Consider the following 26,929-nt stretch of genomic DNA (forward strand, 5'->3'; position numbering starts at 1 on the left):
ACGCCGATCGGGCTTTCCACGGCGCGGATTAGGGTTGGAGTGTGACAGCGCAGATCCGGCCGGACCTCGAATCGATCCCGGCGTACACCCCCGGCCGCAGCAATCCCGGCGCGGTCAAACTGGCCAGCAACGAGACGACCGTCGGTCCGCTGCCCGCCGCCGCCAAAGCCATCGCCGAGGCGGCCGAACTGGCCAACCGGTATCCGGACAATCAGGTCACCGAGCTGCGCACGGTGCTGGCCGAGTTCCTCGGGGTCGGTTTCGAGAACGTCGCGGTCGGCTGCGGCAGTGTGGCGCTCTGCCAGGAGCTGGTGCAGATCACCTGCTCGTCCGCGTCCGACGAGGTGCTGTTCGCGTGGCGCTCCTTCGAGGCGTATCCGATCGTCACCAAGGTGGGCAACGCCACCGCCGTGCAGGTGCCGCTCACGCCGGGGCAGGTGCACGATCTGGACGCGCTGGCCGCCGCGGTCACCGAGCGGACCAAGCTGGTCTTCGTCTGCAACCCGAACAACCCGACCGGCACCGCCGTCGGCAAGGCCGAGTTGGTCCGGTTCCTGGACGCGGTGCCGTCGCACGTGCTGGTGGTGCTGGACGAGGCGTACTACGAGTACGTCCGGCTGGCCGACCACCCCGACGGCGTCGAGATCGGCCGGAGCAGGCCCAATGTGGTTGTGCTGCGGACCTTCTCCAAGGCGTACGGCCTGGCCGGGCTGCGGGTGGGTTACGCGGTGGGCGACCCGGCCGTGATCACGGCCCTGCTGAAGGTGCACATCCCGTTCAGCGTGAACCGCCTCGCGCAGGCGGCGGCGATCGCGTCGCTGGAGGCGCGCCACGAATTGCTGGATCGCACCGACCTCCTGGTCACCGAACGCGCACGGGTGCGCGACGCCTTGGTGGCGGCGGGCTACCCGGTGCCGCCGAGCGAGGCGAACTTCGTCTGGCTGCCGCTGGGCGCGCGCAGCGCCGAGTTCGGCGAGGCGAGCGCGGCGGCGGGGGTGCTGGTGCGGCCGTACGGGACGGACGGGGTGCGCGTCACGATCGGCGACCCACACGAGAACGATCTGTTCCTGAGCTTCGCCCGTGAGCCGGAGGTGCTCGCGCGGTTCCTGGTTTAGCGCACGCCGATCGCGGGCGCGATCGTCGGCCAGGAGAGGGCGAGTTCGTCCTCCCAGTACGGCCAGGAGTGCGTGCCGGTGGCACGGAAGTGCGCGGTGATCGGGATGCCGAGCGACCGAAGCCGGTCGGTGAGCCGCCGGGTGCACGCGTTGGTCGCGGCCTCCAGCGGGCCGCCGAACGTGATGGCGCTGGGCAGGTCGACGTTCGGGGTGCCGGGCACGTCGTGCACGCCGGGCAGGCCGCTGCCGACGGACAGATAGATCGTCTTGCCGCGCAACGCGTCCGCGTGCAGGGTGACGTCGTGCGCCAGCCAGGCCGGGTCGTCCTGCTTGCCGAACATGTTGTCCGGCTCGCCCATGTAGGTGGCCACCACGGCGCGCGCCTGCGCCTGGCCGATATCGGTGCCCATCGAGAAGCAGCCGCTGTGCGCCGCGATCGCCTTGTAGAGCGTCGGCTGGCGGAACGCGAGCATCATCGCGGCCTCCGCGCCCATCGAGACGCCCATGACCGCGTTGGTGCCGTTGCCGTCGAACTTCGCGTCGATCAGCGGGGGCAACTCCTTGGCGAGGAACGTCTCCCACTTGTTGGTGCCGAGCACCGGGTCGGCCTGCTGCCAGTCGGTGTAGAAGCTGGCCGGACCGCCGACGGTGAGCACGACGTTGACGTCCTTGTCCGCGTAGAAGCGGTCGGCGTGCCCCAGCTCGGTCCAGTTGTTGCTGTCGGGGCTCGCGCTGCGCCCGTCGAGCATGTACACGGTGGGACGGGGGTGCGACTGGTCGCGCGGGAGGAGGACCTGCACCTCGACCTCACGACTCATCGCGGGCGAGGCGACGAAGACACGCAGCCAGCGATCGTTGATCGGTTCGACGCGCTCGATCCGTGGCGTCGAGGGCTGTTTACTGGTCGGTTCGGCCGGACCCGGCCCGTCCGCGGACCCGGTGTTGACCGGCGGCGTTTTACCGGGCGCCGCCGTGACCTGGGGAGCACCGAACGACACCGCACCGGAGACGAGTGCGGCAGTGATCAGGGCGCTGGAAAGCCAACGCCGCACCCGGCGGCGACAGAGCATGCGAACCATCCTGCCAGAGACGTCGAGGGTGGGCCGAGGGCCATCACCATGTCGAGGAACACCCACCGCACTCAGCATGCGGCAGTGGCCTTCGGTGACCTCCGACAGCAGAAGCCAGACCGTCGACATCGGGCAGAAGCGAACCGCCCGGCCCTCGAAAGGTAGACCCGGTCAACGGTACTCGGCACGCCGGATCCGGTTCCCCTCCGGACGATCCAGCAAATCCAGCAAATCGCGGCACACCATCAGCACACCCGCCGTACGCTGAGCGCCGAGCCTTTTCGGAATTCGAACCAGGACGGGCATGATCGCGTATCCACACCGCTGGCGCCGAGGTCATCGCCCTGCGTTTCGGCGAGGTATGCGGACCGGCCGCCCGGTTCTCGTTCTCGAAAGCCCTTCTGGGATCGAAATGATGTTCGGACGGGAGCTATTTCACGGCATCTGCCCTGCGCGCCTTCGCGGGCCGCCACGCGACTCCAGCGGTACCGGCGCGCTCACGCGCGAATTCTCCTGCTCGACTCGTCTGTTTCATCGCAGCACCTATGCCCGACCGGAGAAAACCGTGAATCCAATGTCACCCGTCTCCTCGATCGAGAACGAATCGGACACAGCGACTTTCCGCGCCGATCTGGAACGCCGGATGCGGGAGTGTGACGAGTTCTTCCGGCTGCCCGAATTGGCGCACCTGAGCGCCCAGCGCAGGCGCAGCGCGCTGGAGCAGCTCGAACAGACCGGCTCCTATCTCCAGACCGCCGAGGAGATCCTGATCGGAGCCAAAGTCGCCTGGCGTAATCACGCCCGCTGCGTGGGCCGGAAACACTGGCGCTCGCTGAAATTGCTCGACGCCCGGCGGGTGCGCTCGGCACGCGATCTGGCCGAGATCTGCTGGCAGCATCTGCACATGGCCACCAACAACGGCGCCATCCAGTCGATGATCACCGTCGGGCCGCCACGGCAAGCGGACGGGCGCGAGTTCCGCATCGTCAGCCCGCAGATCATCCGGTACGCGGGCTATCGCAACGGGGACGGCACGGTCACCGGCGACGCCGCCAACGTCGAGCTCACCGAATTCGCGATGAAGCTCGGGTGGCGCGGCGCCGGAACGCCGTTCGACATTCTCCCGCTGCTGATCAGCACGCCGGACGAGCCGATCCGCTGGTTCGACATCCCGCCCGAACTCGCACGCGAGGTGGAACTCGAGCACCCCGAGTTCGAGTGGTTCGCCGGCCTGGGCCTGCGCTGGCACGCGCTGCCCGCCGTGTCGAATATGAATCTCGAGATCGGCGGCATGACGTATCCGTTCGCGCCGTTCAACGGCTGGTACCTGGGCGCGGAAATCGGCGCGCGCAATCTCAGCGACGCCAACCGCTACAACATGCTCCCGCTGATCGCGGAGATGATGTGCCTGGACACCAGGGCCGAGCGCAACCTCTGGCGCGATCAGGCCCTGGTCGAGCTCAATCGCGCGGTGCTGCACAGCTTCCGCAAGGCGGGCGTATACATCGTCGACCACCACACCGTCGCCAAGCAGTTCTGCGATCACGTCCAACGCGAGGAAGCCGCGGGCCGCGCCTGCCCCACCGACTGGTCCTGGATCAACCCGCCGATCTCATCCGGGCTGACACCGACCTTCCACCGCTACTACGACCCACCCGATCTCGACATCCGGCCGAACTTCGTCCGCAGGGATTTCAGCGCGGACACCGCGGGATAACCGCTCATGCACTCCATGCGCATGGGTCGGCGAGGAGTGGAGCGGAGACGGAGGGATTTGAACCCCCGGTCGCTCTCGCGACGCTCGCTTTCAAGGCGAGTGCATTCGGCCGCTCTGCCACGTCTCCAGGGAACCGATCGTAGCCGACGGCTCAGCCGGAGTGCTTACCGATTTCCTCGTCCACGCGTCCGAAGACGTCGCCGATCACCTCGAGCTGGGCAGGGGCGAGCAGGTCGATGAAGTGGCGCCGGACGGCTTCGACGTGGCCGGGCGCGGCGGCTTGCAGGCGGCGCAGGCCCTCGTCGGTGAGTTCGGCGAGCACGCCGCGGCCGTCCTCCAGGCAGGTGTTGCGGCGGACCATCTGCTGCGCCTCCAGCCGCCGAATCTGATGGGTGAGCTTGCTGCGCGAGGACAGCACGCCGTCGGCCAGCTCGCTCATCCGCAGCGAGCGGTCCGGAGCCTCCGAGAGCAGAACCAGAATCCGGTATTCGGCGACGGACAGGTCGCTGTCGCGCTGCAACTGACGATTCAACGCCGTCATCAGGCGCTGGTGACCGTCCATGTAGGCGCGCCAGGCGCGCTGCTGCGCCGGGGTGAGCCAGCGTGGCTCGGCCAGGACGCGACCGCTCGGTTCGGGATGCACGCTGGCCATTCTATGCTCGGCTAACTGCGGAAATGGGCAACTATCGCAGGTCAGCGCACCGTGGACAGCAGGGCGCGGTTCACCCCGGCCGGGCTCGTGCACCCGGAGAGGCCGAGCGCGGAGTCGAAATCGGCGAGCAGTGCCCGCAACGCGTGCCGGGCCCCCGCCGCGCCCGCGAGACCGAGGCCGTAGGCCCACGGCCGCCCGTACAGCACCGCCTTCGCGCCCAAGGCCAGTGCGATGAGCACGTCGGAACCGGTGCGCGGACCGGAATCGAACAGCACGTCGGCGCGGTCGCCGATGGTGGCCACTACCGCGGGCAATGCGTCCAGCGCCGCGATCGAGCCGTCCACCTGGCGGCCGCCGTGATTGCTCACCACCACCGCGTCGGCGCCCGCGTCCACCACCTGGCGCGCGTCATCGGGATGCAGGATGCCCTTCACCGCGATCGGGAGGTCGGTCCACTCGCGCAGACGTGCGAGGTCGGCGGGCCGCAGCGTGTGGTTGCCGAAGAGTCCGACCCAGGTGAGGACGGCCGTTCGCATCGCATCCTCGCTCTCCTCCGGCGCGGCCGGCAGCTTGGCCCGGAACACCGGGTCGGACAGGTAGTTGGCGATGCCCTTGCCGTGCAGGAACGGCAGGTGCGCCTGCTCGAGGTCGCGCGGTCGCCAGCCCAGCGTCGGGGTGTCCACGGTGACCACGATCGCCGAGGCCCCGGCCCGCTCGGCGCGCCGGACGAACGAGCAGGCCAGTTCGTCGTCGGCGGGCCAGTACAGCTGGTACCACCACGCTCCGGCCGCGGCGCCGACGTCCTCGATGGTCGAGGAGGCGGCGGTGGACAGCACCGTGCCGATGCCGAGTTCCTTGGTGACCTCGGCGACGATCACCTCGCCGCCCTCGTGCAGCAGTTCGAGGACGCCGATCGGCGCGGTGAGCACGGGCGCGGCCAGCTTCGTGCCGAGCACCTCGACGGACAGATCGCGGACGCCGGGCCCGGTGGAGCCGCGCAACATTCGCGGCAGGATGCGATAGCGGTCGAAGGCCGACCGGTTGGCCGCGGCGGTGCGCTCCGCGGACGCGCTGCCCGCGACGTAGGCGAAGGCGGCCGGATCGAGCCGCTCCCGGGCGAGCGTCTCCAGACCCGCGGCGGTCATGGGCAATTCGGGTGTCGAGCCACCCAGACCGCCCAGGTAGATCTCGTTCTGGAAATCGATGAAGCCGCCACTCACCACCGGAACGGTAGTCCGTGACGCCGGTCACCGCAGGCCGCTTGCCGGATTGCGTTTCCGCAGCACGTTTCCCTCCCGGCTCCCCTGCGCGGGGGGCAGCGCGCAACCGCCGCTGCGGGCGGAGCACTATGGCACGGTGCGCGCGATAGTTCTGAAAGGTTCCGGCGGTCCCGAGGTCATGTCGTTGTCGGAGGTGCCGGATCCGGAGCCCGGACACGGTGAAGTGCTGATCGAGGTGGACGCGGCGGGCGTCAATCGGGCCGATCTGTTGCAGCGTCAGGGCTACTACCCGCCCCCGCCGGGAGCCAGCCCGCTGCTCGGCCTCGAATGCTCCGGTGTGATCGCCGAACTCGGCGACGGAGTGCGGGAGTGGGCGGTCGGCGATCGAGTCTGCGCGCTGCTGTCCGGCGGCGGTTACGCCGAGCGGGTCGTGGTGCCTGCGACCCAGGTGCTTCCGGTTCCCGACGCCCTGGACCTGGGCGCGGCGGCCGGGCTGCCCGAAGTGGCGGCGACCGTGTGGTCGAACCTGGTGATGACCGCGCGGCTGCGGGCCGATCAGCTGGTGTTGGTGCACGGTGGCGGCAGCGGGATCGGCACGCATGCCATTCAGGTCGCCAAAGCTCTCGGCGCGCGTGTGGCGGTGACCGCGGGCTCGGCGGACAAGCTGGCGCGCTGCGCGGAGCTGGGGGCGGATGTACTGATCAATTACAAGGAGGACGATTTCGTCGCCGTCGTGCGCGCCCAGCGATCGAGCGCCGGCGGCGTCGGCGCGGACGTCATCCTGGACAACATGGGCGCGGCCTACCTGGGACGGAACGTCGACGCGCTGGCCGAGCACGGCCGACTCGTGGTGATCGGCATGCAGGGTGGCGTGTCCGCCGAGCTGAACCTGGGTGTCCTGTTGCGCAAGTGGGGCACCGTGCACGCCACCAACGTGCGCGCGCGGCCCGCGACCGGCGTCGGCAGCAAAGCCGAGATCGTGGGCGAGGTGCGCAGGCAGCTGTGGCCGCTGGTCGCCGACGGCACGGTGGCGCCGGTCATCGCCGCCGAACTGCCGATCGAGGAGGCCGCCGAAGCGCACCGGCTGCTGGACTCCGGCGAGGTGTTCGGCAAGGTGGTGCTCCGGGTACGGGAGCTGTGAGCGCCGCTCACTCCAGCGCGAGCAGTGCCCTGCCGAGCTGATCGATCTCGAACTTGGTGGTGTAGGGCGCGAGGCCGATGGTCACCGCGCCGCCTTCGTCGTTGACGCCGAGCGCGTCCAGCAGCCTGCTGCCGCCGTGCACGCCGCTCACCGTGCCGATCCGGTTGTCGGCGAGCTTCGCCGCGACCTTCTCCGCCTGCATGCCGCCGAGCGTGAAGCTGACCGTGGGGATGCGGGTGGACGCGCGGCCGATCACGGTGAGACCGGGGATCGAGTCGAGCACGCTCATCAAGTGCTCGAACAGCTGGTCGTGGTAGTCCTGCAACGAGGTGATCGACATCTCCAGGCGCTCGCGCCGGGTGCCGCGCGCCCGCTCGTCCAGCCCCGCCAGGAAGTCGATGGAGGTGGTCAGGCCCGCCAGCAGCGCGTACTGGTGCCCGCCGACCTCGAGCCGCTCGGCGCCCTTGGCGTAGGGGTTCAAGGACATGGACGGAATCCGGTCCAGGAAGGCCGGGTCACGGAAGACCAACGCGCCGATCTGCGGACCGCCCCATGCCGGTGCGCTCAGCGCGACGACGTCGGCGTTCAGTTCATCGATGTCGATCAGCGCGTAGGGCGCGGCGCCGAACGCGTCGGCCACCAGCAGCCCGCCCACTTCGTGCACCCGGTCCGCGGCCACCCGCACGGCCGGGGCGGAGCCGACGATCGGCGAGGCGGCGGTGAGCGCGACCAGCCGCGCTGTAGGCCCGATCAGTTCCTCGAACTGCCAGGACGGCATCTCGCAGGTCTCGATCTCCACCTCGGCCCAGCGCACGTGCGCGCCGTAGCGGTTGGCGATGCGCAGCCACGGCGCGACGTTGGCCTCGTCGTCCAGCCGCGAGAGCACGATGCCGGTGCCGAGGCCAAGGCGAGAACTCAGCGATTCGGCGAGCCAGGCCAGCAGGACCGCGCGGTCGGGGCCGAGTACGACACCCGCCGGGTCGCCGCCGACGAGGTCCGCCACGGCCTCGCGAGCCGCGTCCAGAATCGCCGCGCTGCGCACCGCGGCGCCGTTGCGGCCGATATGTGAGAAGGAGGAGGTTCGGAAACCCGTTGACACGGCGCGGGATACCGCGTCCGGAACCAGCATGCCCGCTTGCGGGTCGAGGTGGATCCAGCCGTCGCCCAGGGACGGTATCAGGCCCCGAACCCTCGCGACGTCGTAAGTCATGCTGGCCACTCTAAGGGCAGCGGACGAGCCTGTGTAACCGCGTTCCCCTCCACATCGTGGCGGGAGCACAGCAACCTGGGACTCAGCATGGCGACCGACTTTCGACAAATCCGAACCACACGACCCGAACAGAATAGAACGCCGACCTCCCGCGGCGGCGTGGACCGGCGGCGCGCGCCGAACCATGCCGCGAGCGCGGCCCGGGAGCACCGGCTTAGCGCGTTCGGACCGAACACGACATGATAGGGACCATGACGCACTCGGACGAGGCACCGGACCACATCGTCGTTGTCGGACCCGACGGCAGGCCCCTGGCCATTCCGGCGGTAGCCGGATCGGAGACGCCCTACACCGCTCAGGTCGTGACCGACGACGATAATAAGGACAACTCGGACGACCGGGACGACTCCGGCGAATCGCTCGCCGACATGGTCGAGCAGCCCGCGAAGGTCATGCGGATCGGCACCATGATCAAGCAACTGCTCGAGGAGGTGCGGGCCGCTCCCCTGGACGAGGCCAGCCGCAATCGCCTCAAGGAGATCCACAAGTCCTCGGTGCGCGAGCTCGAACAGGGGCTCGCCCCCGAACTGCGGGAGGAACTCGAGCGGCTCACCCTGCCGTTCACCGACGACACCGCTCCGACCGACGCCGAGTTGCGGATCGCGCAGGCCCAGCTGGTCGGCTGGCTGGAGGGCCTGTTCCACGGCATCCAGACCGCACTGTTCGCCCAGCAGATGGCCGCGCGCGCCCAGCTCGAACAGATGCGTCAGGGCGCGTTACCGCCCGGCATCCAGGCCGTCGACCCGCGCGGCGGACAGACCAGTCACGTCACCGGCGGTTCCGGCCAGTACCTGTGAGACCGGCGACGCGCGTGTGCCACGCGGGGGTAGGAAGCCGCAAGGGTAGTCTCGTGCACCGTGCCCGCCGCTGCCGCTCGCTCCGACTCGGTCTCCGACCCGAGTGCGGTGCGTCCTGAAGAGAGCTCAGTTGGTTCCGATGACCAAGCGCGTTCAGATGACACCTCGCCCGAGCACACGGCGCCGTCCGGCGACGACTCGCAGGAGCGTCCGGTGAGCGCGGCCACCCCGGAGACGGAGACGTTGCACTCGGGAGCCACCGAGGCGAAGATCGTGCCGGACTCCCAGACGTTCCGGCGCGCGTTCCAGGATTTCGCGGGCGGGTTCGCGCAGCGCGAGCTGTGGCTGTCGCTGGGCTGGCAGGACATCAAGCAGCGCTACCGCCGCTCGGTGCTCGGCCCGTTCTGGATCACCATCGCCACCGGCTTGCAGGCCGTGGCGATGGGTGTGCTGTACGCGGCGCTGCTCGGCCAGCCGCTGCGCGAGTACCTGCCGTACGTGACGGTCGGGCTGATCATCTGGAACGTGATCAGCGCGAGCATCCTGGAGGGCTCGGAGGTCTTCATCGCCAACGAGGGCCTGATCAAGCAGCTTCCTTCCGCGCTCAGCGTGCACGTCTACCGGATGGTGTGGCGGCAGCTGCTGTTCTTCGCCCACAACATGGTCATCTACCTGGTGATGCTCGCCGCGTTCGGCGTCTGGCGGCACCTCGGGGTGGCCAGCCTGATGGCGATTCCGGCGATCGCGCTGATCTTCCTGAATTCCATGTGGGTGTCGATCGTCTTCGGCATCTTCAGCACTCGCTACCGCGACATCGCGCCGATTCTCGGCAGCACCACGCTGATGCTGTTCGTGCTGACGCCGGTCATGTGGACAACCAAGACTCTGCAATCGCAGGTCGGCACCGGCGACCGCGCGAAACTGGCCGAACTCGTGCCGACGTTCCACTATCTCGAAATCGTCCGGGCGCCGTTGCTCGGCGAGCCGCAGGAGCTGCGGCACTGGGTGATCGTCGGCACGATCACCCTGGTCGGCTGGATCGTGGCGATCTTCGCCATGAAGCAGTACCGTTCGCGCGTACCGTACTGGGTATAGGAGCGCCCCCGATGAGTCGTGTGAGTATCGAGACCCAGGAGGCGTGGGTCGAATTCCCGATCTTCGACGCCAAATCGCGGTCGTTGAAAAAAGCGTTCCTCGGTAAAGCGGGCGGCGCGATCGGGCGCAATCAGTCCGATGTCGTCGTGGTCGAAGCCCTTCGGGAGATCAATCTCTCGTTGAAGGAGGGCGACCGGGTCGGCTTGGTCGGGCACAACGGCGCGGGTAAGTCGACGCTGCTGCGCTTGCTTTCCGGCATCTACGAGCCGTCGCGCGGCAGTGCGCGCATCCGCGGGCGGGTGGCGCCGGTGTTCGACCTCGGCGTCGGCATGGATCCGGAGATCTCCGGCTACGAGAACATCATCATCCGCGGCCTGTTCCTCGGGCAGACGCGTAAGCAGATGCTGGCGAAGATCGATGAGATCGCGGATTTCACCGAGCTCGGCGAATACCTGTCCATGCCGCTGCGCACCTATTCCACCGGTATGCGGGTGCGCCTGGCAATGGGCGTGGTCACCTCGATCGATCCGGAAATCCTGCTGCTGGACGAGGGTATCGGCGCCGTCGACGCGGAATTCATGAAGAAGGCCCGGCTGCGGTTGCAGTCCTTGGTAGCGCGTTCCGGCATCCTGGTTTTCGCCAGCCATTCCAACGAATTCCTCGCGCAGCTGTGCGATACGGCGCTGTGGATCGACCACGGCCAGATCCGCTTGCGCGGCGGCATCGAAGAAGTGGTGCGAGCCTATGAGGGGCCGGACGCCGGGAATCACGTCGCGACCGTGCTGCGCGAAATGGAAGCCGAACGGGCCGGCGAAACAGAACGAGAATTGGAGCGGAACAAGGCATGAGCGGTCTCCCGGCGAAGTCCGCTGCGACGGACTCGGATTCGCCGCAGCGCATCGTGGCGGTCGTGGTCACGCACAGGCGCCGTGAACTGCTCGCCGAGTCGCTGAAAGTCGTTGCGTCCCAGTCCCGGCCGGTGGATCACCTGATCGTGATCGACAACGGCAACGAGGCGGAGGTCGCCGACCTGGTGCGCGACCAGCCGGTGGAATCCACCTACCTGGGCTCGGCGCACAACCTGGGCGGCGCGGGCGGGTTCGCGCTCGGCATGCTGCACGCGCTGAGCATCGGCGCGGACTGGGTGTGGCTCGCCGACGACGACGGCAGGCCCGAAGGCCCCGATGTGCTGTCCACCCTGCTGGACTGCGCGAAGCGGCACGGCCTGGTCGAGGTCTCGCCCGTGGTCTGCGACATCGATGAGCCCGACCGTCTCGCCTTCCCGCTGCGCCGCGGCGTGGTCTGGCGCAGGCTGCGCTCGGAACTCGGCGACGAGGATTTCCTGCCCGGCATCGCCTCGCTGTTCAACGGCGCGCTGATCTCCGCGCAGGCGGTCGACGTGATCGGCGTGCCGGACCTGCGCCTGTTCGTGCGCGGTGACGAGGTCGAGGTGCATCGCAGGCTGGTGCGCTCCGGACTGCCGTTCGGCACCTGCCTGCAGACGGCGTATCTGCATCCCAACGGCGCGGCCGAGTTCAAGCCGATCCTCGGCGGCCGGATGCACACGCAGTACCCGGACGATCCGGTGAAGCGCTACTTCACCTACCGCAACCGCGGCTATCTGATGTCCCAGCCGGGTATGCGGAAACTGCTTCCCCAGGAATGGGTTCGCTTCTCCTGGTTCTTCCTGGTCACTCGCCGTGACCCCGCCGGCCTGCGCGAATGGTTCCACCTTCGCTCCCTCGGCCGCCACGAGCAGTTCGGCAAACCCGACTGATCCGCCGCGGGTCGCGCCGTCGGCGGTGCGCGGCCCGCGGAAGTCGGAAATTCGGTTGTGCCGGACGGGGGCCGGGTGCGAGAGTGGGTCGACTGCGAGAGCGGAAGGAGGTGTGGACCGTGACGAGGAACGTGCGGATTGTCGTGTCCGGGCGAGCCGATCTCAGTCGCGCCGCCACACGAGACTCCACCTCATTCTCCGCTCGCTGAACCCTGGTCGGGTTCGGCGCCCGACGAAGGATTCCTTTCCACCATGGTCGACCACGACCTTCTCGTCCCTTACGGCTGGACCGAAGCCGTTTCCGCCCGATACTCCTCGATGATCGAGGACGGTTGTGTGCCCGCGCGGGTGATCCGCATGGATCGCAGTGAATGCGATGTAGCCACACCGAACGGGCTGGCCCGCGCTCGCTGCCCGCGCTCGGATTCCGAGGTCAGCGGGTTGTGCACCGGTGATTGGGTGACCGTCGACGCCACGTCGGCCGTGCGGCGCTTGCTGCCGCGCCGCTCGGCGATCGTGCGGTCGTCGGTTTCCGGCCGGTCGCAGGGCCAGGTGCTCGCCGCCAATGTCGACACCGTCCTGATCTGCACCGCCGCCGACGGCGATGTGGACCTCGGTCGCATCGAACGCATGCTCGCGCTGGCCTGGGAGAGCGACGCCCAGCCCATCGTGCTGCTCACCAAGGCCGACGCGGCCGACGACCTCCCGCTCGACGAGGTGCGCGCCGTCGCGCCGGGCGCTGCTGTACTCGAGGTGAGCGCGAACACCGGCCTGGGGCTCGATGTGCTCACCGCGATGCTCGACGGCACCGTCGCACTGCTCGGACCCTCCGGTGCTGGGAAGTCGACCCTCGCCAACGCGCTGCTCGGCGCGGAGATCTTCGCCACCAACGCGGTCCGCGACGCGGACAAGAAAGGCAGGCACACCACGGTGCACCGGGAACTGCGCCCGCTGCCCGGCGGCGGCACCCTGATCGATACGCCGGGGCTGCGCGGCATCGGGCTGTGGGACGCCACCGAAGGCATCGAGAAGACCTTCAGTGACATCGAATCCCTCGCGGTCCAGTGCCGTTTCGGCGATTGCGCGCACCGCGGCGAACCGGGGTGCGCGGTGCGGGAAGCGATCGACAGCGGCGAGCTCACCCAGCGCAGACTCGACAGCTACAACAAGCTGGCGCGCGAAAACGAGTGGGCGCGGGCGCGCACCGACAAGCGGCTGCAAGCCGAACGTGAACGGGCTTGGCGGGATATCACCAAGCAGCACCGCAAGATGTTCCGGGAGCGGAACTCGCGACGCTGACCCAGCGGGGGGCACGGTAGGGTGCCCCTCGCATCATTCGCTATCTGGGAGGGATAGATGAGTCATCCCGGCGGGTATCCGCCACACGGCCAGCAGCCCGGTTCATGGCCCGGGCAGCCGGCGTTCGGTCAGCAACCGCCCGTCGGTCAGTATCCGCCGCAGGCGCCCGCGCAGTACGCGCCGCCTCCGGGGCAGCATCCGAGCCAACCGCATCTCGCCCAGCCGCAGGCGGGGCAGCCGCCGTACGGGCAACCGCAATTCGGCCAGCCCGCACCGCAATACGGTCAGCCGCAGCCATATGGGCAGCCGCAGCAGTTCGGGCAGCCGCAACCGTACGGGCAGCCGCAGCAGTTCGCACCACAGCAGGGTTACGGCCAACCCGCCGACCCACCGGGCATCACCATCGATGCCTCGTACTCGATCTGGACGTTCCTGCTCGCGCTGACCAAGCCGAAGATCCTGGTCAACGGCCAGCGGGTGCCCAACACCCGATGGGGCGCGAACCACATCCCGGTCGGGCCGGGCCAGTACCACGTCCGGGTCACCACTCCGTGGTTGTTCGACATGGGTGCGGCGAACGTCACCGTGCCGATCGCCGAGGGACAGGCCGCGCGGTTCTACTACAAGCCGCCGGTTGTGATCTTCCTCAACGGCGCGATCGGACCGGTTCCGCAGAAGGCGCCGGGCATGCTGTTCCTCTACATCGTCTGGGCCCTGGTCGGACTGATGTTCCTGCTGAACATCGTGCTCATCGCCACGATCTGAGCCGCGGCCGGAGGGCGCCGGCACGCCGGCGCCCTCTCTTCGCGCACCCTATGCAACTGGTTGCATAACGGCGAGGTTTACGCTTAGTCTGCAAGCGCGTACAGCCGAGGGCCGGTGCTCGCGGCGGAAACGAAGGAGCAGGTCAGATGACGGAATCGGGATCAAAGCCGCTAGCGGGCCGGACGATGATCATGTCCGGCGGCAGCCGCGGCATCGGGCTGGAGATCGCCAAGCGGGCCGCGGCGGACGGCGCCAACATCACCCTGATCGCGAAGACCGATCAGCCGCATCCGAAACTGCCCGGCACGATCCACACCGCCGCCGCGGAGCTCGAGGCGGCGGGCGGCCAGGTGTTGCCGTTCGTGGGCGACGTCCGCATCGACGAGTCGGTGGCCGAGGCGGTGCGGCGGACGGTCGAGCGCTTCGGCGGCATCGACATCGTGGTGAACAACGCCTCGGCGATCGACCTGTCCCCCACGGACGCGCTGACGATGAAGAAGTACGACCTGATGCAGGACATCAACTGCCGCGGCAGCTTCCTGCTGTCCAAGCTGAGCATCCCGCATCTGCGCGAATCGGCGAAGTCCGGGCGCAACCCGCACATCCTCACCCTGTCGCCGCCGCTGAACCTCGACCCCAAATGGGCGGGCGCGTCGCTGGGCTACACCATCGCCAAGTACGGCATGTCGCTGACCACGCTGGGCCTGGCCGAGGAACTCAAGGGCGACGGCATCGGCGTCAACTCGCTGTGGCCGCGCACCACCATCGCGACGGCCGCGGTGAAGAACCTGCTCGGCGGCGAGGAGATGGTCTCCACCTCGCGCACCCCCGACATCTACGCCGACGCCGCCTACCTGGTGCTCACCTCGCCCGGCAAGGAGACCAGCGGCAACTTCTTCATCGATGACGAAGTCCTGGCCGCGCACGGCATCACCGATCTGGACAAGTACCGCGTCACCCCGGGCGACGGCGAACTCACCACAGATCTCTTTCTCTGACGCGCCGGCTGCCGCGACGCGAACGCTCGCGCGGCAACCGGTTTCGTGAAGAGTGCCGGGCGCCCCCGATGCCGTTCGCGGCTTCGGGGGCGCCCGGTCTCCGGCCTACGTGCGAGGCGTGGCGGACCCCTCGATCCCGTACAGCCGCTCCCAGTTCTCCCGGCTGGTCAGTTCCGGCATGGCGGCGCGGTACTGCGCCTGCAACGCGGGCAACTCCCGGCGCAGACGGCGCAGCACACGCACCATGCGGCGCAGCAACTGAAGCGCGCGGGCCTTGTCGCGCCTGCGCACCCGGACGCCGGACTGCGAGGCGTCGGTGACCACTACGTGGTCGAACAGCGAGACATGCCACCAGTAGGCGTCTTCCCTGGTGACGCCGATGATGCCGTGCTGGGTACGACCGAGCCACTGATTGATCGCGCGCTTGATCAGCACCAGCAGCACACGACTGGGTTCGCCACCCGCACGGCGCAATTGGATGTCGGCCGAGCGGACCGGCGGCGTCGCGGCCGGGTGCTTGATCGTCTCGGCGTAATCCGCCCGGCTCGTGCGCGCGGCGGCCAGCGCTTCGATACCGCCGTCCCGCAGCACCTTCGGGCCCTTCAGGAAGTCCTCGATGCCCTGCAACGTGGTGTGCACCAGGCCATACTGCATCGCGACCAGTTGCTCGGACATCTCCCGGAACAGCTTGCGGCTGATCTCCTTACCGTCCAGCTCCGTATGCATCGAGCCGACGATCAGCGAGTTCCGGGTACTGAAGTAACGCGCCCAGTCGTCGTAGTCCTTCCAGTAGAAGTCCGCGTGCCAAACCGCGGCGTTGGGCAGCGTGACGGTGACGAAACCGTGCTCGCGCGCCCGGACGCCGTATTCCACGTCGTCCCACTGGAAGAAGATCGGGATCGGCAGCCCGATCTTCGCGACCACCTCGGCCGGGATCAGGCAGGTCCACCAGGCGTTGTAGCCCGCGTCGACACGGCGCTCCTGGTTCTTCTTCAACATGCTGGTGTTGCGCAGCGCCTTCGGCACCTTCTGGCCGTGCCGCAGCCGGTTCAGGTGCACCTCCTCCGCGCCGACGTTGAGGTAGTCGGGGTTGAGCAGGAACAGCATCTGCGCGCCGACCAGGGTCGGCTCGACCGTCAGGTTGGCGAACGCGTTCAGCCGCAGCACCGTCTCCGGCTCGCACAGGATATCGTCGTCCATCAGGATGACGTCGGCGTGCTCGTTGACCGCGGACACCTCGTAGAGCCCGCGGGTGAAGCCGCCCGCGCCGCCGAGGTTCGGCTGGCGCAGGTAGCGCAGCTTCTCGCCGAGGACCGGTGCGACCTCCTGGTAGCGCGGCCGGTTCTCGACCAGATCGGTGCCCTGGTCGACCACGTACACCGCGTCGATCGCGGCGAGCACGGTCGGATCGGAGGCGAGCGCCGCCACCGTCTCGGCGCAGTCGGCCGCGCGGTTGAAGGTGCAGATCGCGATGGCGACCGGGCGAACACGCTCCGGCGCGACGGCGGTCCAGCTCAGCTCCGCGATGCCGAGCGCGCCGCCGATGGCGTCGAACTCCAGCCATAGCGCCCCGCCGTCGACGTACTGGTCGAGCGGGGCGGTCAGCGTGACCGAACCGCTCGCGTCGACCCGCGCGGTGTCGATGATCCGGCGATGCCCCGCGATGTCGGAGGCCACCAGCCGAATCCTCGCCTTCGCGACCACCTCGAGCACCATGGTGGCCCGCACTTCGGTGACCGTGGTCCAGCGCTGCCAGTAGCTGGCGGCGAACCGGCCGAAATAGGTGTTCGTGTGCGCGGTCGCGCCCTTGTCCAACCGCAAGGTCTGGCGTTCCCGGTGCGCGCCGCCTTTCACGACGGCATACAGCTCGTCGCTCACCTTCGCCGACGGACCGGTGAAGATGCCGCGCTGGAGCACGAGCCGGTCCGGCGCCCGATGGTCGGCGCGCAGCGCGGCAGGCGCCTCAGCGGCCGTCGAGCGATCGTTTGTTTCGGTAACGGCCTCGATAGCCGACTGATCCATGAAATCCTCGAAATTTCTCATTGTGCCGGACGGGACAGACACGCCCCTCGATGCCTCACGGCGGGGGTGAGGATATCAACCGCCCTGTGCGCTTGCCCGCCGTACAGCCATGCCGACGTGTGCTCGAACCATTGCTAAACGTTCGCCGATTCGTTGTCGGTAGCGCCGCTCGTGCCCGCCCGCGCCCCGGTGAAGACGAATTTGTCGTAAGCCCAGAACCGGAACACCACGGCCACGATCTGCCCGATCAACGTACCGGAGATGTTGTCCGACAGCGGGCTGGACAGGTCGAGCACGTAGCGGGAGAAGCCGAGACAGCCCAGTTGCAGGCCGATCGCGACGACGTTGAACACGGCGTACAGGAGGTACTCGCGTCCGGGATTGTCGGTTTGCTTGTGCGCGAAAGTCCACCATTTGTTGCCGAAATAGGTCACCACCGTCGCCACCGCGATCGCGATGATCTTGGCCGGAAGCGGGTAGTGATACAGCACGCCCTCGCCGCCCCAGAAGACCAGGAGGTTGTACGTGCCCGCGTCCACCAGGAAGCCGATCGCGCCGACCACGAGGAACGCCCCGCCTCTGCGCAGCGCGGTGAGCACCTTGCGCACGACCGATGCGGTCTCCGGCGTCACTGGCTGGCCCGCGGGTGCGGTGGACTCACTGGATGGCACGGCCCGACGGTACCGCAGCCTCGCGCAACCGCCCGCGAGGGGAAAATCGGCTCCCGCGCACGGTGAGGTCGGCCACGCACAAGCTGTGAGTTCCCTGTACCCTCCCCGTGTTCCCACATTCACCACCGATCGCGAGGATTGACCCGGGTGGACTCCACCGAGCTCCGTATTGCCGCCGTGGTTCCGTGTCACAACGAAGAGGCCTCGGTCGCCAAGGTCGTGGCCGATCTGCAGGCCGCCGTGCCGGGGATCGTCGTCTACGTCTACGACAATCTGAGTACGGACGCCACCGCCGAGCGCGCCCGGGAGGCCGGAGCGATCGTGCGGCACGAGCACACCAAAGGCAAGGGCAATGTGGTGCGCCGCGCCTTCGCCGATATCGAAGCCGACGTGTACCTGATGGTCGACGGCGACGACACCTACGAGGCGTCGGCCGCGCCGCTGATGATCAAGACGCTGCTGGACGGCCCCTATGATCACGTGCTCGGCGTGCGCAAGCAGGACGAGGGCGCCTCCGCCTACCGCGCGGGCCACGAGACCGGCAACAGGGTGCTCAACGGCGTGGTCGGCAAGGTGTTCGGGGAGAACGTCGAGGACATGCTCTCCGGCTTCCGGGTGTTCTCCCGCCGTTTCGTGAAGAGCTTCCCCGCGGTGTCCCGGGAGTTCGAGATCGAGACCGAGCTCACCGTGCATTCGCTGCACCTGCGGGTGCCGCAGACAGCGGTGCCGGTCGGCTTCCGCGATCGCCCGGCGGGCAGCGAGAGCAAGCTGCGCACCTATCACGACGGGTTCAAGATCCTCGCCCTGATCATCGGGCTGGCCCGGCACGAGCGGCCGGTGGCGTTCTACGGCCTGTTCGGCACGCTGAGCTGGCTGGTCTCGATCATCCTGACCATCCCGATAATCGTCGAGTTCTACAACACCCACACGGTGCCCCGGTTCCCGACGCTGTTCCTCGCCTTCACCCTGCTGCTGCTGGGCAGCCTCGCCTGGACGGCGGGCCTCATCCTCGACGGCATCCGCCGCTCCCGCCACGAAGCCGCGCGCCTGGTCTACCTGCGCTACACCGCGGTGGGCGCGGACGACCCGCGGATCACCGGCGCCGGCGCTGCCGCCCGTGACGCCGGAGCCGGGCGTTGACGACCAAGGCGGATCCCACCGCGACGCCGGACAAGGATCTGGACGAGCCGACGGACACCGCACCACTACCCGCGACCGACACCGCACCGCTACCCGCCGTCGACGCCGAGGCGGAGACTGCTCCCGGCACGGACCGGGGCCCGAAAGGCTTCGCGGGCCGCATGGTGACCCGGCTGGGCGCAGCGACGATCGCCTTCACCCTGCTGGCGACGATCTTCGGAGCGCTGTTCACCGTCCTCACCCCACCGTTCTGGGGTCATGACGAGATCACCCAGTTCGGCCGCGCCTACCAGGTCGCGCACGGCGGTTTCCTGCCGCAGAAGATCCACGACGATCGCGGCATCGCCTACGGCGGCGACATCCCGTCCAGCATCACCGTGCTGATGGGCTACGCGTTGCAGGACTACACCACCAACCCGGACGAGCCGGATCCGATGGTGGGCGATCCGGCCCGCTACGACCGGTTGACGAGCGCCGCGGTGTCGGATGCCACCGAACCGGTCTGGTTCACCAACACCGCCGCCTACTCGCCGGTTCCCTACATTCCCGCCGCCATCGGTATCCGCCTCGGCGAACTCTTCGGGCTCGACGTGGGCGGCCTCCTGCTGCTCACCCGCCTGGCCGGACTGGTGGCCTACCTCGCGGTGGTCGGGTTCGGCCTGTACGCCTTGCGCGCGCACCGGGTGCAGTGGCTGGCGTTCACCGTCGCCGTGCTGCCGATCGCGGTGTTCCAGGCGGGCACGGTCACCGCCGACACCATGACCAACGCGCTGGCCATCCTGGTCTCCGCGCTGCTGGTGAAGGCCCTGTTCCTCGGCGAGCGACTGGGCCGGGTGGAGATCGGCGCGCTGCTGGCCGCGACGATCCTGCTGCCGGTGAGCAAGCCCACCTATGTGCTGCTGGCATTGCTGGTCGCCTTGGTGCCCGCCGAGCGGTTCGGTTTCAGCGGCCGGCGGCGCGGAATCCCGTGGATCTTCGCCGCGCTCGGCGCGCTCGCCTTCGCGGTGTGGATGAAGATCGCGGCGCCGACCGGGGACGGGATGGGCCTGATGCGGCCGCCGCACCAGTGGCATTCGGTGCGTCCCGGCGATCAGCTCAATGGCATCCTGCGCGACCCACCGGAATTCGTGCACGTATTCGGCGAGAGCATCGCGCTGCGCGACCAGCGCTGGTTCAGCCAGTTCTTCGGCGAACTCGGCTTCGCCTACGTCGACGTGCCCGCCCTGTCGATGCTGGCCTGTCTGCTGGCGTTCGCGGTGAGTCTCGGCATCGCCGAACGGATGACCGCCCCGGCCTTCCGCCGCACCCTGATCGTCGCGCTCACCATGGCCGCAAGCGTCGCGATGATCTACGTGACGCTGTACATGTCGTTCACGCCGGTCGGCTACTACATCATCGATGGCGTGCAGGGCCGCTACTTCGTGCCGCTGGCGATCGTGACGCTCGCGGTGCTGCTGCGCTGGATGCCGCTGCGGCTCACCGATTCGACGGGCAAGACTCCGTCGGTGGGCCCGGCCGTCACCGTGCTGGTGGCGTCCAGTGTGGCGCTGATCGCCGCGGCGGCGAAGTACTACACCATCGTCTGGGGCTGAGGGTCGATCACGGCGCCTCGGGGCTGGTCCCCGAGGCGCCGTTGTCGTTTCAGTCGCCCGTCGCGCTGAGCGTCCGCTCCCCCGCCGCGGTGTAGGCCCGCTCGGTGGCCGCCTTGTATGGGCGCCACCAGGATTCGTTGTCCCGATACCACCGGATGGTCGCCGCGAGGCCGGCGCGGAAGTCCGCGTAGCGGGGCCGCCAACCGAGTTCGGAACGCAGCAATGTCGCGTCGATCGCGTAGCGCTGGTCGTGGCCGGGCCGGTCGGTGACGTGATCGAAATCGTCGGGATCGCGGTCGAACTCGGCGAGGATCATCCGCACCACGGACTTGTTGTCGAGTTGGCCGTCGGCGCCGATCAGGTAGGTCTGCCCGATCCGGCCGTGGCGCAGGATCTCCCACACGGCGCGGTTGTGGTCCTCGACGTGAATCCAGTCGCGCACCTGATGCCCCGCTCCGTAGAGCCGGGGACGCACCCCGTCGATCAAGTTGGTGATCTGGCGCGGGATGAATTTTTCCACGTGCTGGTAGGGCCCGTAGTTGTTACTGCAGTTGGAGATGGTGGCGCGCACGCCGAACGAACGGGTCCACGCGCGCACCAGCAGATCGCTGGATGCCTTGGTGGCCGAGTAGGGGCTGGACGGGTTGTACGGGGTGGTCTCGGTGAAGGCCGGGTCGTCGGGGGCCAGGTCGCCGTAGACCTCGTCGGTCGACACGTGGTGGTAGCGCACGTCGTGCCTGCGCACGGCTTGCAGCAGGGCATAGGTGCCGACGATATTCGTCTGCACGAACGGCCACGGCTCGGCGAGAGAGTTGTCGTTGTGTGATTCCGCGGCGAAGTGCACCACCGCGTCGACGCCACCGACCAGCTCGTCGACCAGATCGAGATCGGCGATGTCACCGTGCACGAAGCGGATGCGGTCGGCCACCGGGTCGAGCGAGGCCCGGTTCCCGGCGTAGGTCAAGGCGTCGAGGACGACGACGGTCGCATCCGGGTGGTCGGACACGGTCTGCTGGACGAAGTTCGCGCCGATGAACCCGGCGCCGCCGGTGACGAGCAATCGCACCCCATGACTGTACGTGGGGCCGCGCCGAACCGGCGAAGGACTCGAAACCCGGTGCGGCCGAGTGCCACTCCATGATTTTTAACTGTGACGTTCGTCTCATTGACTTCCCAGCGAATAGAATTATCGGATTGTTTTGTTCCGGAAAACCCCGGTCAGCGCCCACATTTCCGAGACCCCACCGAGCCGTGGGTCTCGATGGTGAACAAAATTTGAATAAACAGTCACAAGCGGTTCACCACGCGTTAGCTGGTCTAGATTTTGCTCGTCTAGTCCCCTCCGAACGTTCCAATCGAGGTTCCAAACAAAATGCTGATGAGGAAATTCGCCGCGACGTCGGCACTGCTGATCGCCGCCCTCGGCGTCACCGCCGGCACCGTGAACGCGGCTCCGGCCCCCGAGGCCGATGGCGCGGTGAACTTCACCGCCCACGCGACCGACACCCAGTCCATCATCACGACCGATGCCGGTTCCATGGTCGTCGAGGATGGCACCTTCAAGGTCAAGGCCGCCAACGGCGACGTGCTGACCGGCATGCCGCTGACCTTCCGGGTCGACGACTTCGAGTTCCCGATCGCTGCCGAGATCGCGGACCACACCGCCACCCTGACCCCCCAGTTCGACATGGCGCACGCGACCTACAAGCCGGTCGCCCTCCCCTTCGAGGACAAGGCGCCGTGGAAGTCCGAGTACGACCGTGAGACGGCCGCCTTCAACCGCATGAAGGACACCATCTCGACCGGCGCCACCATCGGCACCCTGGTCGGCGGCCTCAGCGGCGCCGCAGTCGGCTGCGTGCTCGGCGGCATCGCCGGCGCCACCGTCGCCTCGGCGGCCATCATCGGCCTGTTCGGCGCGTTCATCCCGGCTGCCGCCATCGGCTGCCTCGGCGGCATCATCGCCGTCGGCGCCCTGGGCACCCTCGCCGGCCAGCTGCTGGTCACCGCTCCGGTCGCGATCGGTGCTGCGATCCAGTACTTCAGCACCATCAACCAGCCGTTCAACGCGCCGAAGTAATTCGCGAACGAACGCACAACTGAAAATCAGCGAAGCCCCGTCCGCGTGATCGTGTGGACGGGGCTTCGCTTTTCTTCGATTCGGAACCGATCTCGGCCGGTGCGGCGCAGCGCTCCGTACAGGACGCGAGCCCCGTCCCGCCTGGAATGCGGGGCGAGGCTCGCCTCGAAAGGCCGGGCGGTCAAGCCGTCCGTGCCTGCTGGTCGTCCTCGATGCGGGCCCGCACGAACCGCGAGACCCGCGCCAGCGCCGCCCTGCTCTCCGGCAGGCCCGGCGCGATGCTCATGAAGGCGTGGACCTGGCCGCGCCACAGTTCCAGCGCGTTCGGCACGCCCGCCGCGGTGAGCCGCTGTGCCATCAATTCGGAGTCGAAGCGCAGCACCTCGTCCTCGGCGGCGATCAGCAGCACGGGGGGCAGCGCGGACAGCACCGCGTTGACCGGCGACAGACTCGGATCGAGCGCCCCGTCGATCTCGGCGCCGATGCGCACCACCGCTTCCAGCGCCGACAGCGGGATATACGGATCGCGCGTCACATTCACATAGTCGCGCTTCGCCCCGTAGTCCAGATCGAGCAGCGGGCTCAAGCCGACCAACCCGGCGGGCGCGGGCAGACCCGATTCCAGGGCGAGCAGCGCGGTCGCGAAGGTGAGGTATCCGCCCGCCGAGTCGCCCGCGAAGATGATCCGCCCCGGATCGGCGCCGTGACGCAGCAGCCAGCGGTAGGCGGCGAGGCAGTCGCGCACCGAGTCGGTGATCCGCGTGCCGGGCAGTTGGCGGTACTCGACGTTGATCACGGGCAGACCGGTACGGCGGGCCAGGCTGGCCGCGATCGGGCGGTGGCTGCGGGTACTGCAGATCGCGAAACCGCCGCCGTGCATATAGAGCACCGCGCCGTGGCGCAGCGCACGCGACGCACCGGCCGGGCGGATGATCTCCAGGCGGATACCGTGCAGCGACACCTGCTCCCGGTCGATGCCGTGCGGCCGAGGACGCAACCGCGCCAGCCCGTCCACGGTGGCGGCGCCGAGAGGAATGGTCGACCTGGTGACCGGGAAGGTTCGCAGCACCGGCCGGACCACGCCCATACAGGTGGCCAGCAGCAGCCGCGATTGCGCGCTGGGGCCCTTCGGGTTCATCACCACGCCGGGCTCGCCGTCTCTGGTCGCCATCGCGCACCTACCTCACAACTGGTGCGCCGAATCACGACCGGACCGAGGTCGCCCAGGCGAGCTGTCGGCGCTGACATCTCACGCGGTGTCTTTTCAGAACACCATGCGCATAGTGACCTACGCAACAGAATCGCTCGATCCGCGCCGCGGCGAAACAACCGTGACCGAATCGAGGACTACTCGGAACCTCACCGAATCCCGGCGTCGTGAAACTGGCAGACTCCATGCATGCGCGGAATCATCTTGGCGGGCGGCACCGGCTCCCGGTTGCACCCGATCACGCGCGGGGTGAGCAAGCAGCTGGTCCCGGTCTACGACAAACCCATGGTCTACTACCCCCTTTCCACGCTCATGCTCGCGGGGATCAGGGACATCCTGGTGATCACGACACCCGATGACGCCGCGGCGTTCCGGCGGCTGCTCGGCGACGGCACGCAGTTCGGCCTGTCGCTCGGCTACGTGGTCCAGCCCGAGCCGGATGGCCTGGCCAGGGCCTTCGTCCTCGGCGCCGACCATATCGGCGCGGATTGCGCCGCACTGGTGCTCGGCGACAACATCTTTCACGGCCCCGGCCTCGGCACCAGCCTGAATCGCTTCCACGGGATCGACGGCGGCGCGGTGTTCGCCTACTGGGTCTCCGATCCCACCGCCTACGGCGTGGTGGAGTTCACCGAGGGGCGGGCGGTGTCCATCGAGGAGAAGCCCAAGACGCCGCGGTCGAACTACGCCATTCCGGGCCTGTACTTCTACGACAACGACGTGGTGGAGATCGCCCGGTCGCTGCGACCCTCCGCGCGCGGCGAATACGAGATCACCGACATCAATCGCGCCTACCTGGAACAGGATCGCCTGAGCGTGGACGTACTCGCCCGCGGCACCGCGTGGCTGGACACCGGCACCTTCGATTCCCTGCTGGACGCGGCCAATTACGTGCGCACCATCGAAGAGCGGCAAGGCCTCAAGATCGGCGTCCCCGAAGAGGTGGCCTGGCGGATGGGTTTCATCGACGACGAGCAGCTGTGCAGACTGGCCGAACCGATGATCCGCTCCGGTTACGGCCGCTACCTGCTCGATTTGCTCGAACGCGGACGGGACTGGTGAGCATGGAGTTCCGGGAGCTCGCGGTGCCGGGCGCGTGGGTGGTCACGCCTCGCCAGCACGGCGACGATCGCGGCATGTTCCTCGAGGGCTTCAAGGCCTCGGAGTTCGAGAAGGCGACCGGGCGACCGTTCGACCTGCGGCAGGTGAACTGCTCGGTGTCGGCGGCCGGGGTGCTGCGCGGCATCCACTACACCGAGGATCCGCCGGGCCAGGCCAAGTACGTGACCTGCGTGCGCGGTGCGTTCCTCGACGTGGTGGTCGACCTGCGCCCCGGTTCGCCGACCTACGGTCGCTGGGACAGCGTGCTGCTCGACGACGTCGACCGGCGCTCGGTCTTCCTGTCCGAAGGACTCGGCCACGCGATCCTGTCGCTGGAGGACGGATCGACCGTCACCTACCTGTGCTCACTGGAGTACCAGCCGGAGTTCGACCACGACATGGACGCGTTCGATCCGACGCTGGGCATCGAATGGCCGCGCGTGGGGCGGGACGGCAGCGAACTCACCTTCGTCCGGTCAGCGAAAGATACTGCGGCCCCGCCGTTCTCCTGATCCGCACGAAGGAGCAACGCCCGTCCTGACCCGCGCGCCGGACCGCGCGGGTCAGGACAGCCGCACGACAAGCGCTGGGCGACGCAGCCGGTCCGAGGCTCGAGAGAAAGGCGACCCCTGCGACGCCGAGCGCCGCCACCCGGTGCGGGTGACGGCGCGTTGCGGCCGGTACAGCGGTCAGGCCACGAGTTCCAGTTCCTTCGACTCGTCCACCACCCGCTCCCGGGTCCGGAATCGCGGCGCGAAGGCGAGCAGGGCGACGAGCGCGCCGACGATGGACACGCCCGCGGCGAACTCCAGGCCGGGACGGTAGGTGTCGAGCATCCCGGCGGCCGAGATGTCGGCGTGTGCGCCGGAGGAGATGATCGCCGTGGTCACCGCGAGCACGATGGCCGCGCCAACCTGCATGGAGGTCTGCAGCACGCCGGCCGCGAGACCCTGCTCCTCGTCCTCGATACCGTTGGTGGCCTGGATGTTGATGGCGGGGAAGCCCACCCAACCGATGCCGATGAGCAGCACCGCGGGCAGCAGCATCGTCAGGTAGGAGGGGGCGGTGTCCAGCCGCAGGAACAGCAGGTAACCGACGGCCATCACGACCATGGTCACCGCGATCACCGGCCCGGTGCCGAAACGATCCACGAGCTTGTCGGAGAAGAACGCCGACAGCACCACCAGCAGACCGACCGGCAGCAGCGCCATCGCCAGCTTCAGCGGGGACCAGTCGAGGGTGTCCTGCATGTACAGGGTCACGATGAACTGCCAGCTGAAGTAGGAGCCCGCCACCGCGACGATCGCGAGACTGGCGCGGACCAGCGAGGACTTGCGCAGGATGCCGAGGCGGACCAGCGGGTAGCGCACTCGCTTCTCCACCGCGACGAACCCGGCGAACAGCGCGACGACCGCGAGGAACGAGCCGATGGTGCGCGCCGACGCCCAACCGGCTTCCGGCGCGGCCACCACGGTGTAGACCAGCAGCAGCATGGCGGTGGTGGACAGCAGCGCACCCAGCAGGTCGTGTCCGCCTTCCTCGGCGGGCTTGTCCTTGGGCACCAGCACGTACGCCGAGACCAGCGCGGCGAGCGCGATCGGCACCGGCAGCAGGAAGGTCCAGCGCCAGCCGACGCCGGTCATCAGGCCGCCGAACAGCAGGCCCATGGAGTAGCCGCCCGCGCCGAACACCGTGTAGATGGACAGCGCCTTGTTCCGGGCGGGGCCCTCGGCGAAGTTCGTGGTGATGATGGACAAGCCGGTCGGCGCGGTGAACGCGGCGGCGAGGCCCTTGACGAAGCGGGTGAGGATCAGCAGCGGACCGGAGCTGACCAGACCGCCGGCCAGCGACGCGACCGCGAAGACCGCGAGGGCGATCAGGAAGACCTTGCGGCGCCCGAGCAGGTCGGCGGTGCGGCCGCCGAGCAGCAGCAGCCCGCCGTAGCCGAGCACGTAGCCGCTGACCAGCCATTGCAGGGTCGAGGTGGACAGGTCGAGTTCCGCGCCGATGGACGGCAGGGCGACACCGATCATCGAAACGTCGAGGCCGTCGAGGAACAACACGATGCACAGCGTGATCAGCATGCCCCAGAGCCGGGCTGACCATCTGGCCGGATCGGTCGCCTGAGCGGCCGAGAGCGTCGCTGGTGAAGTCATGCGGGGAACATTACATGCGTGTGCATTAAATGCCAACACAT

24 protein-coding genes and 1 tRNA gene are annotated in these 26,929 nt (G+C 68.3%); 15 read left to right on the top strand and 10 right to left on the bottom strand.

Going from position 1 to position 26,929, the window contains the following annotated elements; all coding sequences use genetic code 11:
• Positions 1–41: 41 nt before the first annotated feature.
• Positions 42–1,115 carry a histidinol-phosphate transaminase gene (gene hisC / locus ACGF7Y_RS08775; RefSeq protein WP_393231134.1) on the top strand — a complete coding sequence of 358 codons (1,074 nt, stop codon included), beginning with the start codon at positions 42–44 and terminating at the stop codon, positions 1,113–1,115.
• Here hisC and ACGF7Y_RS08780 read toward each other — a convergent pair.
• Positions 1,112–2,185 (bottom strand): alpha/beta hydrolase, encoded by a 1,074-nt coding sequence (locus ACGF7Y_RS08780; protein WP_393231137.1) that lies wholly within the window; start codon positions 2,183–2,185, stop codon positions 1,112–1,114. The genes hisC and ACGF7Y_RS08780 overlap by 4 nt on opposite strands.
• A 574-nt stretch (positions 2,186–2,759) precedes the next feature.
• Here ACGF7Y_RS08780 and ACGF7Y_RS08785 point away from each other — a divergent pair.
• A complete protein-coding gene (locus ACGF7Y_RS08785) occupies positions 2,760–3,902 on the top strand; it encodes a nitric oxide synthase oxygenase (RefSeq protein ID WP_393231139.1) in 1,143 nt (380 codons plus the stop codon).
• 42 nt (positions 3,903–3,944) lie between these two features.
• Here the strand turns inward: ACGF7Y_RS08785 and ACGF7Y_RS08790 are convergent.
• The 3 genes from ACGF7Y_RS08790 to ACGF7Y_RS08800 all read right to left on the bottom strand — a co-directional run bounded on the left by ACGF7Y_RS08790 (position 3,945) and on the right by ACGF7Y_RS08800 (position 5,774).
• Positions 3,945–4,029 (bottom strand) — tRNA-Ser (locus ACGF7Y_RS08790).
• Positions 4,030–4,053: 24 nt separating this feature from the next.
• On the bottom strand, positions 4,054–4,464 hold the full coding sequence (locus ACGF7Y_RS08795) for a MarR family transcriptional regulator (RefSeq protein WP_357123355.1): 411 nt from the start codon (positions 4,462–4,464) through the stop codon (positions 4,054–4,056).
• Between the two features lie 131 nt (positions 4,465–4,595).
• Positions 4,596–5,774: an alpha-hydroxy-acid oxidizing protein gene (locus ACGF7Y_RS08800; RefSeq protein WP_393231142.1), complete on the bottom strand. Its 1,179-nt coding sequence runs from the start codon at positions 5,772–5,774 to the stop codon at positions 4,596–4,598.
• 136 nt (positions 5,775–5,910) lie between these two features.
• Between ACGF7Y_RS08800 and ACGF7Y_RS08805 the strand changes: the two genes are divergently transcribed.
• Positions 5,911–6,915 (top strand): NAD(P)H-quinone oxidoreductase, encoded by a 1,005-nt coding sequence (locus ACGF7Y_RS08805; protein WP_393231144.1) that lies wholly within the window; start codon positions 5,911–5,913, stop codon positions 6,913–6,915.
• Between the two features lie 7 nt (positions 6,916–6,922).
• Here ACGF7Y_RS08805 and ACGF7Y_RS08810 read toward each other — a convergent pair whose 3' ends face one another.
• Positions 6,923–8,125 (bottom strand): cysteine desulfurase-like protein, encoded by a 1,203-nt coding sequence (locus ACGF7Y_RS08810; protein ID WP_040864285.1) that lies wholly within the window; start codon positions 8,123–8,125, stop codon positions 6,923–6,925.
• Positions 8,126–8,376: 251 nt separating this feature from the next.
• Between ACGF7Y_RS08810 and ACGF7Y_RS08815 the strand changes: the two genes are divergently transcribed.
• The 7 genes from ACGF7Y_RS08815 (at position 8,377) to ACGF7Y_RS08845 (ending at position 14,916) form a co-directional block, all read left to right on the top strand.
• Positions 8,377–8,982, top strand: coding sequence for a bacterial proteasome activator family protein (locus tag ACGF7Y_RS08815; RefSeq protein ID WP_393231147.1), 606 nt, complete (start codon positions 8,377–8,379; stop codon positions 8,980–8,982).
• A gap of 213 nt (positions 8,983–9,195) precedes the next feature.
• Entirely contained in the window at positions 9,196–10,077 is an 882-nt protein-coding gene (locus ACGF7Y_RS08820; RefSeq protein WP_393231150.1) for an ABC transporter permease, read from the top strand.
• A gap of 11 nt (positions 10,078–10,088) precedes the next feature.
• Entirely contained in the window at positions 10,089–10,925 is an 837-nt protein-coding gene (locus ACGF7Y_RS08825) for an ABC transporter ATP-binding protein (protein WP_357043370.1), read from the top strand.
• Positions 10,922–11,854 (top strand): glycosyltransferase, encoded by a 933-nt coding sequence (locus ACGF7Y_RS08830; protein ID WP_393231153.1) that lies wholly within the window; start codon positions 10,922–10,924, stop codon positions 11,852–11,854. Before ACGF7Y_RS08825 ends, ACGF7Y_RS08830 begins: the two co-directional genes overlap by 4 nt.
• Before the next feature lie 252 nt (positions 11,855–12,106).
• Entirely contained in the window at positions 12,107–13,153 is a 1,047-nt protein-coding gene (gene rsgA, locus ACGF7Y_RS08835) for a ribosome small subunit-dependent GTPase A (RefSeq protein ID WP_393231155.1), read from the top strand.
• A 57-nt stretch (positions 13,154–13,210) separates the two neighbouring features.
• On the top strand, positions 13,211–13,918 hold the full coding sequence (locus ACGF7Y_RS08840; RefSeq protein ID WP_357043364.1) for a hypothetical protein: 708 nt from the start codon (positions 13,211–13,213) through the stop codon (positions 13,916–13,918).
• A 146-nt stretch (positions 13,919–14,064) separates the two neighbouring features.
• Positions 14,065–14,916, top strand: coding sequence for an SDR family oxidoreductase (locus tag ACGF7Y_RS08845; RefSeq protein ID WP_393231158.1), 852 nt, complete (start codon positions 14,065–14,067; stop codon positions 14,914–14,916).
• Positions 14,917–15,021: 105 nt separating this feature from the next.
• Here ACGF7Y_RS08845 and ACGF7Y_RS08850 read toward each other — a convergent pair whose 3' ends face one another.
• Entirely contained in the window at positions 15,022–16,938 is a 1,917-nt protein-coding gene (locus ACGF7Y_RS08850) for a glycosyltransferase (protein ID WP_393231160.1), read from the bottom strand.
• Between the two features lie 134 nt (positions 16,939–17,072).
• The gene (locus ACGF7Y_RS08855; RefSeq protein WP_393231163.1) at positions 17,073–17,609 is read right to left on the bottom strand and encodes a GtrA family protein; all 537 of its coding nucleotides are present in this window, start codon (positions 17,607–17,609) and stop codon (positions 17,073–17,075) included.
• A 147-nt stretch (positions 17,610–17,756) separates the two neighbouring features.
• Here ACGF7Y_RS08855 and ACGF7Y_RS08860 point away from each other — a divergent pair, with 147 nt between their 5' ends.
• Positions 17,757–18,749 (top strand): glycosyltransferase, encoded by a 993-nt coding sequence (locus tag ACGF7Y_RS08860; protein WP_063048314.1) that lies wholly within the window; start codon positions 17,757–17,759, stop codon positions 18,747–18,749.
• A complete protein-coding gene (locus ACGF7Y_RS08865) occupies positions 18,746–20,341 on the top strand; it encodes a DUF2142 domain-containing protein (protein WP_393231166.1) in 1,596 nt (531 codons plus the stop codon). Before ACGF7Y_RS08860 ends, ACGF7Y_RS08865 begins: the two co-directional genes overlap by 4 nt.
• Positions 20,342–20,390: 49 nt before the next feature.
• Here the strand turns inward: ACGF7Y_RS08865 and rfbB are convergent, their stop codons facing one another.
• Complete coding sequence (gene rfbB, locus ACGF7Y_RS08870; protein ID WP_393231169.1) at positions 20,391–21,407, bottom strand: dTDP-glucose 4,6-dehydratase; 1,017 nt, start codon at positions 21,405–21,407, stop codon at positions 20,391–20,393.
• 306 nt (positions 21,408–21,713) lie between these two features.
• On the opposite strand from rfbB, the gene ACGF7Y_RS08875 reads away from it, so the two are divergent.
• On the top strand, positions 21,714–22,421 hold the full coding sequence (locus ACGF7Y_RS08875; protein WP_393231171.1) for a hypothetical protein: 708 nt from the start codon (positions 21,714–21,716) through the stop codon (positions 22,419–22,421).
• A 181-nt stretch (positions 22,422–22,602) separates the two neighbouring features.
• Here ACGF7Y_RS08875 and ACGF7Y_RS08880 read toward each other — a convergent pair whose 3' ends face one another.
• Positions 22,603–23,592 (bottom strand): alpha/beta hydrolase, encoded by a 990-nt coding sequence (locus ACGF7Y_RS08880; RefSeq protein WP_393231174.1) that lies wholly within the window; start codon positions 23,590–23,592, stop codon positions 22,603–22,605.
• A gap of 228 nt (positions 23,593–23,820) precedes the next feature.
• Between ACGF7Y_RS08880 and rfbA the strand changes: the two genes are divergently transcribed.
• Both rfbA and ACGF7Y_RS08890 read left to right on the top strand, forming a co-directional pair.
• On the top strand, positions 23,821–24,693 hold the full coding sequence (gene rfbA, locus ACGF7Y_RS08885; RefSeq protein WP_357123196.1) for a glucose-1-phosphate thymidylyltransferase RfbA: 873 nt from the start codon (positions 23,821–23,823) through the stop codon (positions 24,691–24,693).
• 2 nt (positions 24,694–24,695) lie between these two features.
• Positions 24,696–25,244, top strand: coding sequence for a dTDP-4-dehydrorhamnose 3,5-epimerase family protein (locus ACGF7Y_RS08890; protein ID WP_040864275.1), 549 nt, complete (start codon positions 24,696–24,698; stop codon positions 25,242–25,244).
• 177 nt (positions 25,245–25,421) lie between these two features.
• Here the strand turns inward: ACGF7Y_RS08890 and ACGF7Y_RS08895 are convergent, their stop codons facing one another.
• A complete protein-coding gene (locus tag ACGF7Y_RS08895) occupies positions 25,422–26,888 on the bottom strand; it encodes an MFS transporter (protein ID WP_393231177.1) in 1,467 nt (488 codons plus the stop codon).
• Positions 26,889–26,929: the final 41 nt, after the last annotated feature.

It is taken from the genome of Nocardia sp. NPDC047654, assembly GCF_043205035.1.
In the GTDB taxonomy this organism is placed as follows: Bacteria; Actinomycetota; Actinomycetes; order Mycobacteriales; family Mycobacteriaceae; genus Nocardia.

Bases quoted from the DNA above. Each gene is read 5' to 3' on its own strand.
- ACGF7Y_RS08780 (WP_393231137.1), bottom strand. From the start codon at position 2,185: ATGCTCTGTCGCCGCCGGGTGCGGCGTTGGCTTTCCAGCGCCCTGATC.
- ACGF7Y_RS08785 (WP_393231139.1), top strand. From the start codon at position 2,760: ATGTCACCCGTCTCCTCGATCGAGAACGAATCGGACACAGCGACTTTC.
- ACGF7Y_RS08795 (WP_357123355.1), bottom strand. From the start codon at position 4,464: ATGGACGGTCACCAGCGCCTGATGACGGCGTTGAATCGTCAGTTGCAG.
- ACGF7Y_RS08810 (WP_040864285.1), bottom strand. From the start codon at position 8,125: ATGACTTACGACGTCGCGAGGGTTCGGGGCCTGATACCGTCCCTGGGC.
- ACGF7Y_RS08815 (WP_393231147.1), top strand. From the start codon at position 8,377: ATGACGCACTCGGACGAGGCACCGGACCACATCGTCGTTGTCGGACCC.
- ACGF7Y_RS08825 (WP_357043370.1), top strand. From the start codon at position 10,089: ATGAGTCGTGTGAGTATCGAGACCCAGGAGGCGTGGGTCGAATTCCCG.
- ACGF7Y_RS08830 (WP_393231153.1), top strand. From the start codon at position 10,922: ATGAGCGGTCTCCCGGCGAAGTCCGCTGCGACGGACTCGGATTCGCCG.
- rsgA (WP_393231155.1), top strand. From the start codon at position 12,107: ATGGTCGACCACGACCTTCTCGTCCCTTACGGCTGGACCGAAGCCGTT.
- ACGF7Y_RS08840 (WP_357043364.1), top strand. From the start codon at position 13,211: ATGAGTCATCCCGGCGGGTATCCGCCACACGGCCAGCAGCCCGGTTCA.
- ACGF7Y_RS08845 (WP_393231158.1), top strand. From the start codon at position 14,065: ATGACGGAATCGGGATCAAAGCCGCTAGCGGGCCGGACGATGATCATG.
- ACGF7Y_RS08850 (WP_393231160.1), bottom strand. From the start codon at position 16,938: ATGGATCAGTCGGCTATCGAGGCCGTTACCGAAACAAACGATCGCTCG.
- ACGF7Y_RS08875 (WP_393231171.1), top strand. From the start codon at position 21,714: ATGCTGATGAGGAAATTCGCCGCGACGTCGGCACTGCTGATCGCCGCC.
- ACGF7Y_RS08880 (WP_393231174.1), bottom strand. From the start codon at position 23,592: ATGGCGACCAGAGACGGCGAGCCCGGCGTGGTGATGAACCCGAAGGGC.
- rfbA (WP_357123196.1), top strand. From the start codon at position 23,821: ATGCGCGGAATCATCTTGGCGGGCGGCACCGGCTCCCGGTTGCACCCG.
- ACGF7Y_RS08890 (WP_040864275.1), top strand. From the start codon at position 24,696: ATGGAGTTCCGGGAGCTCGCGGTGCCGGGCGCGTGGGTGGTCACGCCT.
- ACGF7Y_RS08895 (WP_393231177.1), bottom strand. From the start codon at position 26,888: ATGACTTCACCAGCGACGCTCTCGGCCGCTCAGGCGACCGATCCGGCC.